We start from the raw sequence: 9,273 nt of genomic DNA on the forward strand, positions 1-9,273 counted from the left end.
ATGTTTATAGAACAACCCGCTAAATGGCTCCGCTGGCTCTATCCAAACGCCCTGTGGCGAATGGATCAGAGCGAGCGGGCTGTATATCTCACGTTCGACGACGGTCCGATACCGGAGTCGACACCATTTATCCTTGACACCTTACGAAAGTTTGGTGCCAAGGCTACTTTCTTTATGGTCGGTGAGAACGTTTTGCGAAATCACGACCTCTACAACCGTATCGTTGAAGAAGGACACCAGGTTGGCAACCACACGTTTAATCATATTGGAGCCTTCAAGCACTGGACGATCACCTATGCCATCAACACGGCACAGGCCAACGAGTTGATCAAGTCACATCTCTTCCGTCCGCCGCACGGATGGATGCGTCATTCAGAATACTGGTGGCTGCAAAGGAAATACAAGATCGTGATGTGGGACTTGGTTACCAGAGACTATTCCAAATGGCTGACGGCTCAGGATGTTATTAACAACGTGAAGCGCTATGCACGCAATGGTTCCATCATCACCTTTCACGACTCGCTGAAGAGTATTGACAAGCTGAAGATCGCTTTGCCTTTATCACTGCAATGGCTCAAGGATCAAGGTTATGAGTTCAAGATCATCGAGTGATCTTGCCTGCGGAAGAGTCAGCATGGTCGTCGAGCAGTCATTTGTTGTCCGTTTCCATCACCTTTTCTATTGTACTATTTTATAATTTTAGATATAAAAGATTATATTTACTATCACTAAAAGACTTGTTCGCTGTAGGCACATATTTGGGATTATTGCTATCATATATCTACGCGATTACATGTTCATATATTGTTATGAGTAATGTTGACTGTTTGTTCTTAAACCCTATTTTGGTTGACTCTGTGTACATTTCGTAAACAATAATGGTCATTAGTGGTGCCTTTTAATGAATACTTTCCATCTTATTTTACTTCTCTCTGTATTCTTTTGGTGTCATTCCCGCAAGCTTTTTGAAGAAGCGTGAGAAGTGCTGGGGATACTGGAAGCCGAGGCGGTCGGAAATCTGCGAGATGCTCTGCGAAGGGTCGAGGAGCAGTTGCTTGCTAAGCGCGAGAATGTGCTGTTGAATATAGTACTGTGCCGTCATTCCCGTCTCCTTACGAATGAGGTCGCCAAAGTAGCCCGGTGACAGACAAGCCTTATCAGCGAAGTAAGCCACTGAGGGCAGTCCGCCGCGCACGGCTAAGCCCTGCTCGAAATAATCTTTGATGTTGCGCTCAAAGGCAGAGAGAATATCGGAGTTCTCCTTGTGACGGATTATGAACTGCCGGTCGTAGAAGCGCTGACAGTAGTCAAGGATGAGCTTGATGCGGTCAGTAAGAATGGTCTGCGAATGTTTGTCCACGGGCTGCTCCATTTCGAAGCGGATGGTGTTGAGCGTGTCGGTGTACATCCGCCGCTCGCGCTCGCTGAGATGGAGTGACTCAGCTGAGGCGTAGTCGAAGAAGTGGTAGCTTCCGATTGCCTTCCCCAAGGGCGTGCCAAAGAGCAGGTCGGGATGGAAGAGGAGTCCTAAGGTGTGTGACGGCGTATGGAGCTGTTCCTCCGTCATATCCACGCGCACCATCTGCCCCGGTGCGAAGCTCACGATGGTACCGTCCTGATAGTCGTATTGCTGGCGCCCATAATGCAGCGCACACTGTATACCGTCCTTCAGCCACAGCGCATAGACGCCATAACGGAAGGTGACGTGGTTGGGAATCTTAGTGGCTTCCGCCAAGTCTACCACGCTCACCAAGGGATGCAGGGTCTCGAAGCCATACATCTTATTATAGTTATCGATACTGTCGATGGGGATGATCGTTGTGTCGCTCATATCTATCTGTCTTTATGTTTCTTCGTACAAAATTAGTTGAATTTTTCTATTTACGCAAGAGGGAAGCTGTAATTTCAGCAAAAAGGGTTATAGCAGCCTTAATCGGGGTAACAGCCTGTTGACAGGAAACTCGTAACTTTGCAACCGGAAACAAAGATAACAACAGATGAGAAGAATAATCACAGCCTTGGCATTTCTGATGATATTTGTCGTTGCTGGGGCGCAAAGCACAAAAAAGATGACACAGTTGAAGATGACACAAGAGTGGGACAAGGTTTTCCCCAAGAGTGAGAAGGTCGACCATAAGAAGGTCTCCTTCCACAATCGTTACGGCATCGAACTCGCTGCCGACATGTACACACCCAAGAACGCTAAGGGACGACTGGCAGCCATTGCCGTTAGTGGACCTTTTGGAGCCGTGAAAGAACAGTCGAGCGGTCTCTATGCCCAACATTTGGCAGAGCGTGGATTCCTCACCATTGCCTTCGACCCCTCGTTCACAGGAGAGAGTGGCGGCGAACCGCGGCGCATGGCTTCGCCCGATATCAACACCGAGGACTTCCTCGCTGCCGTCGATTTTCTCTCTGTGCAGGATAATGTAGATGCTGAGCGCATCGGTATCATCGGCATTTGCGGCTTTGGAGGTATGGCCGTCAATGCCGCTGCCATCGACCCGCGCATCAAGGCAACCGTCGCCAGCACGATGTACGACATGAGCAAGGTGAACATCGAGGGCTACTTCCAGAGCGAAGACACCCCGCAACAACGCATGGAGAAGCGCAAGGCCATGGCCCGGCAGCGCACGGAAGACTACAAGACAGGAACATACAAGCGTGCAGGCGGCGTCATCGACCCGCTGCCAGAGGATGCTCCCCGGTTTGTGAAGGACTACCATGCCTATTACAAGACGGAGCGCGGCTACCATGAGCGCTCAGGCAACTCGACCGACGGCTGGAACGTCACGGGGTGTCAGTCGTTCCTCAATCAGCCGCTGCTGGCCTTTGCCGCAGAGATTGAGAATCCCGTGTTGCTCATCCACGGCGAGAAGGCTCACTCACGCTATTTCTCCGAGTATGCCTTCGAGAAGATGACGGGCAAGCATGTCGAGGGGCAGAGTGCCAAGGTAGGGAACAAGGAACTCTACATCATCCCCGGAGCATCGCACGTTGACCTTTACGACGATGTGGCAGGTGTCATCCCCTACGACAAGATCGAACGATTTTTCCGTGAGAATCTAAAATAATCGTGTATGAGAAATTATCTGCTGACAATTATGACCATGTTCTTCATCTGTTGCTCGTCCAACGGCGGGATGCAGGCGGAGACATTGCAGACAGGAAACGATATGACAATGTATATTACCATCGCAGGACAGACTCAGAGCATAACCCTTGCCAATAATGCGGCAACGCAGGAACTCGTGGAACGGCTACAGAACGGTGCTGTCACAGTTACGCTTAACTCCAGTGGCGGCTGCGAGATATGGGGACCGCTTGGTTTCTCGCTCCCTACGAGCAACCAGCAGATGACGGCACAGCCGGGAGATGTCGTTCTCTATAACGGCAGCAACATCTGCCTTTTCTATGGTTCAAACTCATGGAGTTACACCCGCCTGGGCAAGATAGACGGTTTGTCGGAAAGCCAGTTACGCACATTCCTAAAAGCAGGAGAGAGCAACATCACCGTCACCCTCTCGCTCACGTCAGATGCGACAGGCATCAGCAATATAAGCAACGAGAGTCGGAACACCGTAGGTACTGATTCGCGTGCATACACTCTGAACGGTACACCTGCCTCTGCCAGCCACAAAGGCATCGTCATCAAGGACGGAAAGAAAATCATGAAATAGAATCAATATGAAACAGAATATTGGAAAGAAACTGGCACTCTATCCCACGCCAGCCACAGTAGTAGGAACTGTCGGGGAAGAGGGGAAGGTAAACTGGATGCTCATAGCACACATCGGCATTGTCAGTCACTCGAAACTACTGTTAAGTGTCCACTCGTCACACCACAGTGTGAAAGCCATTGATGAGCAGCACAAGTTATCTGTCAATATCATCGATGAGACATTCGTTGCCGCAGCCGACTACACAGGTACGGTCAGCGGGGCAAAAGTGGACAAGTCGGACATCTTCCCATATCATATTGGCGAGGTTGGCATGCCCGTCATCGAGCATTCTCCGCTGGTGATGGAGTGTGAGGTCGTGGATACCTATGAGATAGACGGCTTCAAAAACTACATTTGCAACATCCTCAATACCTATGTCGAAGAGGATATGCTTGACGAGAAGGGCAAGCCTGACTATTCAAAGCTGAAGCCAGTACTCTTCGAAATGCCTACCTATAAGTATCTGCGCACCGGCGACATCATCGGCGATTGCGTGAAGATGGGGAAGGCTTATGGTGAGACACTGAAATATGAATAAGAATGAGTATGAAGAAAATTATAATGATACTCTCGGTACTGCTGGCCATCAGCCTGAGTGCCTGCTCGCAAAAGAAAACAGCGACAAAAATGGAACAGAAAGTATTGGTAGCTTATTTCTCTGCTACGGGTACGACCAAGGCCGCTGCCCGGCAACTGGCAGAAGTGGCTGGTGCTGACCTGTATGAAATCAAGCCGGAACAGCCCTATACGGATGCGGACCTGGACTGGCAGAACAAGCAAAGCCGTTCATCGGTGGAGATGCAGGACAAGCATTCGCGGCCTGCCATCAGCGGCAAGCTCCAGAATATGAATGAGTATAACGTAGTGTATGTCGGTTTTCCTATCTGGTGGTACACCGCTCCAACCATCATCAACACGTTTCTGGAGACCTATGACTTCAAAGGCAAGACGGTAATCCCCTTTGCCACTTCCGGTGGAAGCAGCATTCAGAAAGCCTGTGCTGATTTAGCAGCAGCCTATCCAGAGATAAACTGGAAAGAAGGTAAGCTGCTGAACCGCACATCGAAGGTTGATTTGCAGAAGTGGGTTGAGCGTAATCGCTGATACATGGAGCCCGACAGATGCAGGAGATGACAGACGACAACAAATATACCATCAACTGGGTTTCTAAACCTAATTTTTAGAACTGGCTTTTAGCTTATCTGCAAGTTCCTGTGAAATGTAGTTGCCAAGATGCATACAGCAGTCTTGCGAAAAAAGTTGGGCATTGTGCTCAAGGCTTTTCCATTGGGCTGCTGTGAGCTCATTTGCCAATTGCTTCAGAGTGATGCCCTGATGAATAAGACCATAGATGAATCCTGCATTGAAGTTATCTCCGGCCCCAATGGTGCTCACCGTCCTGATCTTCTTCACGGGATAGTCTGTCTTCCCTTTTCCTGTGAAGACGGTCACAGCATCGGCTCCACGAGTGCAAACGAACTGCTTGCAGCGAGGGGCGATGATAGAATGATAGACGCTGTCAGCATCTGTGGTTCCAAACACTGTACGCAGGTCGCCACGGCTGGCCCGCACGACATCGGCATGGCTCATCATGTTGGTAATGGCAGGCATCAACTGCGGCAGCATAGAGGCATGGGGCGACCGCAGATTGATATCGTAATAGATGATGGCACCTTGCTCGTGGGCTTTGTTCAAGACAAGCTCCACACGCTGGCGGTTGCGCGGATTGACAGCATAGAAAGAGCCTAGGAGCAGAATGTCGTCCTTGTGGAAATCGGGGGCGACAGCGCTTGGACCATCCTTTGGCGTGTCCATGAAGAACACATAGCTGGCGTCGTTACGCTCGTTCAGGTAAGCAAGGGAAACGGTGGTCCGCATCCCTTCACACCGATGGACGTAGGAAGTACCCACATGGTTGTCTTTGAGAAAGTCGAGAATGTGCATTCCCGTAGAGTCGTTGCCGACTTCACCTATAAATTCCACATGTGCTCCTACCCTTCCGAGCGACACGGCTGAGTTGAGGGCTGATCCACCGGCGTTGGCTGCGATGGGAGTGGAGCCACGAAAGAGAATGTCCATCACAGTCTCGCCCATGCAATAAACCGTTCGAGTAGTCTGGGCAAATGACATTGTCGAGACAAGCAGCATACCAAGCAGTAATATCGATCTGCAAGCTCGTCTCACCTTATTATATATTTCCATTATCATGTATGTTGGTTTTTGTTGTTGCAAAGTTAACCTTTTATTCGCTATTCGCTTCTGCTGACTGTGACTTTTTTGTCTTCATCCGAAAGATGTGAACAAGAAACCGTAAAAAAGGTAAGAAAAACAATATTCTGTATAAACCGACATTTCGAGAAAAGCACTATCTTTGCAATCAGTAATAATTATAAAACAGTTTTTGATTATGAAGCATTTCTTTCTCCGCAACCTTGCGGTAGCCGCACTGCTTATTATGGGCACAACGGCCTGGGCTCAGTCCAAGGTTTATCTGACACGCGAGATCTCTCCCGCCTCACTCGTCCGTATCTACAAGGCATTAGGCGTGAAAGCCAAGGGACGTGTGGCCGTGAAAATCAGCACCGGCGAGGGCAGCAATCCCAACTATCTCAAACCGGAGCTCATCAAAGACCTCGTCTATGACGTTGACGGTACCATTGTAGAGAACAACACCGCCTATGGCGGCGATCCTAACGACGTGCGCAACAACTCTGCCAATCATTGGAAGGTCATTGACCGCCACGGCTTTACAAAGTATTTCCCCGTCGACATCATGGACGAATACGATGAGATACGCATTCCCGTGCGCGACCATACCCATCTGAACTACGACATCGTAGGCGGACATCTTGCCAACTACGACTTCATGATCTGTCTCAACCACTTCAAAGGTCATCCCATGGGTGGCTACGGTGGGGCAATTAAGAACCTCTCTATCGGCTGTGCTTCATCCAATGGAAAGGCCTACATCCATACGGCTGGTAAAATGAACAAACTCAATATGGACTCGGTGTGGACACCGAAGTACATCGCCCCTCAAGACGCCTTTTTGGAGAGCATGGCTGCTGCCGCTCAAGCCGTGGTGAACTATTTTCAGAAGGAGAATGGTATCATCTATATCAGCGTGATGAACAACATGAGCATTGATTGCGACTGTGTCGACCATCCTGCTCCCGTGAAGTTGGAAGATTATGGCATCCTCGCCAGCACCGACCCCGTGGCCCTCGACCAGGCCTGTGTTGACATCATCAACAATCAGAAAGTGACGGCGAATAACGATCCTACAGACCTGCTTAAGCGCATCGACAAGCAGCACGGCACTCACACCATCGACTGGGCGGAGAAGATAGGACTCGGCTCGAAGAAATACACCATCGTCAATATCGACAAGAAATAATCCCCCCCTCTAAATCTTCATGGATAACAAATTGCTATTGTTGGCTGCACTGCTTGGTGCGGCTAACCTTTCCTATGCCCAAACAGATTCGGTGCGTCTGAGCGACGTGGTGGTCACTGGTACGCGCTATCGTTCCGACATTCGCCACTTGCCTCTCGACGTGTCGGTTATCAACCGCTCCAAGCTTACAGCTACCTATCAGCCATCAGTGCTCCCTACGTTGAGTCAGCAAGTGCCGGGACTCTTCGTCACTACTCGCGGCATCCTCGGTTATGGTCTGAGCACAGGTGCTGCAGGAACCATCAAGATGAGAGGTGTCGGTGGCTCGGCAGACCTGCTCGTGCTCATAGACGGACTGCCACAGTATGCCGGACTCTATGGGCATCCGCTTGCCGATACCTATCAAACGATGATGGCCGACCGCGTGGAGGTCGTGGGCGGCCCCGTCTCGACAATCTATGGCAGCAATGCCATGGGCGGAGTGGTGAACATCGTGACACGGCAGATGCGGGAGAATGGCGTGCGCACCAATGTTAATCTGCAAGGTGGCAGCTACGGTACCTTCATTGGCACCGCCACCAACCGCCTGCGTCAAGGCCGTTTCTCGTCCATTGCCGCACTGAACTATGAGCGCACCGACGGTCATCGTGCAAACTCAGCCTTCAGTCAGACAAGTGGTTTTCTCAAACTCGGCTACGACCTCTCGCGTTATTGGCAGATCAACGGCACCGCGAACATTGCTTATCAGGAGTCGTCCAACCTGGGCCCCGTTTCGGCACCGCTCATCGACAACGACATGCTCATCACCCGTGGCATGACAGCGCTATCGCTCACCAACGACTACAGTCGTATGTCAGGTGCTGTGCGTGCGTTCTACAACTGGGGACATCATCATATCAACGACGGACATGTTGCTACGCGGCCTGCACAGACCGTCTACTACATGCACAATGATCGCATGGGAGGCGTCTCTGCCTATGAGAGCTTTGCTCCTTTCTCCACTACTCGCGTGACGCTGGGCTTTGACTATCAGCACTTCGGTGGACATGCCTGGCAGAAGGCGATGGCAGACGGCAGTCGCACGGATCTTGCCAACCGCACCGTCAATGAGGTAGCGGGCTATGCCGACATTCGCCAGGAACTGCTGTCGTGGCTTACTGCCGACGTGGCCCTGCGCCTTGACCACCACAGCGTGTCAGGATCGGAGTGGATACCTCAGGGAGGGCTCACTGCCCGTCTGCCTTACAACATGGAGCTGAAAGCCATTGTGGGCAAAGGCTTCCGCAACCCTACGCTGCGTGAACTCTACATGTTCCGCCCCGCCAATGCCGACCTTGCGCCGGAACGCCTGTGGAACTATGAGTTCTCACTACGCCAACGTCTGTTGGATGGACACTTAGGTTACGGACTCAACGTGTTCTATCTCAACGCTGAAGACCTTATCACCACACAGATGGTCAATGGCCGCCCGCTGAATGTCAACACGGGAAGCACGGAGAACTCTGGTTTTGAGCTCCTTGCCTTCTACGTACCCATGCGGCATCTGCGCTTAGATGCCAACTACAGCTTCCTTCATACCAGCCGCACGCTCACTGCCGCACCGAAGCATAAGCTTTTCATGGGAGCTGACTGGCAGCCGGGACGCTTCACGCTGCACAGTGGATTGCAGTGGATTGATGGGCTGCATACAGCCGACAACAGCCCTAAGACCGAGAACTTCTGGCTGTGGGATCTCACGGCTTCGTTGCGTGTCAGCCGTGCCTTGAAATTCTTCGTCCATGGTGAGAATCTACTTGCCCAGCACTATGAGGTCAACGCCGGCTTCCCCATGCCGCGTGCCACAGTCATGGCAGGTGTTGAAGTGCAACTGTAGGTGTGTACTCTTTTGGTGTCATTCCAGCGAGCTTTTTGAAGAAGCATTCTATTCTCGTAAGCGTGTAGACACGATTTCCGCAATAAGGGTTATAGCAGCCTTAATCGAGGTAACAGCCTATTTGCAGGAAACTCGTAACTTTGCAACCGGAAACAAAAATAAAGAATGAAAATCATTACCACCGTCATCGCACTGCTCTTGGCAGTGGCAACTGTAAATGCGCAAAAGAATATGAAAGAAAATGTTGATTTCAGTGTATGGCCGAAAGGAGAGTTGAACAG

9 protein-coding genes are annotated in these 9,273 nt (G+C 50.8%); 7 read left to right on the forward strand and 2 right to left on the reverse strand.

The genetic code is table 11. The features are described from left to right. On the forward strand, nt 1-612 hold the full coding sequence (locus FYJ73_RS05245; protein WP_154533655.1) for a polysaccharide deacetylase family protein: 612 nt from the start codon (nt 1-3) through the stop codon (nt 610-612). A 310-nt stretch (nt 613-922) separates the two neighbouring features. Here FYJ73_RS05245 and FYJ73_RS05250 read toward each other — a convergent pair whose 3' ends face one another. Beyond that, nucleotides 923-1,831, reverse strand: coding sequence for a helix-turn-helix domain-containing protein (locus tag FYJ73_RS05250; RefSeq protein WP_154533656.1), 909 nt, complete (start codon nt 1,829-1,831; stop codon nt 923-925). Between the two features lie 199 nt (nt 1,832-2,030). On the opposite strand from FYJ73_RS05250, the gene FYJ73_RS05255 reads away from it, so the two are divergent. Genes FYJ73_RS05255 through FYJ73_RS05270 form a run of 4 tightly spaced genes read left to right on the forward strand, consistent with a single transcriptional unit; the run spans nt 2,031 to nt 4,826 of the window. Continuing rightward, a complete protein-coding gene (locus FYJ73_RS05255; protein ID WP_235899240.1) occupies nt 2,031-3,074 on the forward strand; it encodes an alpha/beta hydrolase in 1,044 nt (347 codons plus the stop codon). 6 nt (nt 3,075-3,080) lie between these two features. Continuing rightward, nucleotides 3,081-3,680 carry a cyclophilin-like fold protein gene (locus FYJ73_RS05260; protein WP_154533657.1) on the forward strand — a complete coding sequence of 200 codons (600 nt, stop codon included), beginning with the start codon at nt 3,081-3,083 and terminating at the stop codon, nt 3,678-3,680. A gap of 7 nt (nt 3,681-3,687) precedes the next feature. Further along, nucleotides 3,688-4,260, forward strand: coding sequence for a flavin reductase family protein (locus FYJ73_RS05265; protein WP_154533658.1), 573 nt, complete (start codon nt 3,688-3,690; stop codon nt 4,258-4,260). Between the two features lie 8 nt (nt 4,261-4,268). Further along, entirely contained in the window at nt 4,269-4,826 is a 558-nt protein-coding gene (locus FYJ73_RS05270) for a flavodoxin (RefSeq protein WP_154533659.1), read from the forward strand. Between the two features lie 69 nt (nt 4,827-4,895). Here the strand turns inward: FYJ73_RS05270 and FYJ73_RS05275 are convergent, their stop codons facing one another. Continuing rightward, nucleotides 4,896-5,924: a carbohydrate kinase family protein gene (locus tag FYJ73_RS05275; RefSeq protein ID WP_206081695.1), complete on the reverse strand. Its 1,029-nt coding sequence runs from the start codon at nt 5,922-5,924 to the stop codon at nt 4,896-4,898. A gap of 205 nt (nt 5,925-6,129) precedes the next feature. On the opposite strand from FYJ73_RS05275, the gene FYJ73_RS05280 reads away from it, so the two are divergent. Beyond that, nucleotides 6,130-7,119, forward strand: a complete 990-nt coding sequence (locus FYJ73_RS05280; protein WP_154533661.1) for a DUF362 domain-containing protein — start codon at nt 6,130-6,132, stop codon at nt 7,117-7,119. 19 nt (nt 7,120-7,138) lie between these two features. After that, nucleotides 7,139-8,992, forward strand: coding sequence for a TonB-dependent receptor (locus tag FYJ73_RS05285; protein ID WP_154533662.1), 1,854 nt, complete (start codon nt 7,139-7,141; stop codon nt 8,990-8,992). Nucleotides 8,993-9,273 lie beyond the last annotated feature (281 nt).

It is taken from the genome of Hallella mizrahii (genome assembly GCF_009695775.1).
In the GTDB taxonomy this organism is placed as follows: domain Bacteria; phylum Bacteroidota; class Bacteroidia; order Bacteroidales; family Bacteroidaceae; genus Prevotella; species Prevotella mizrahii.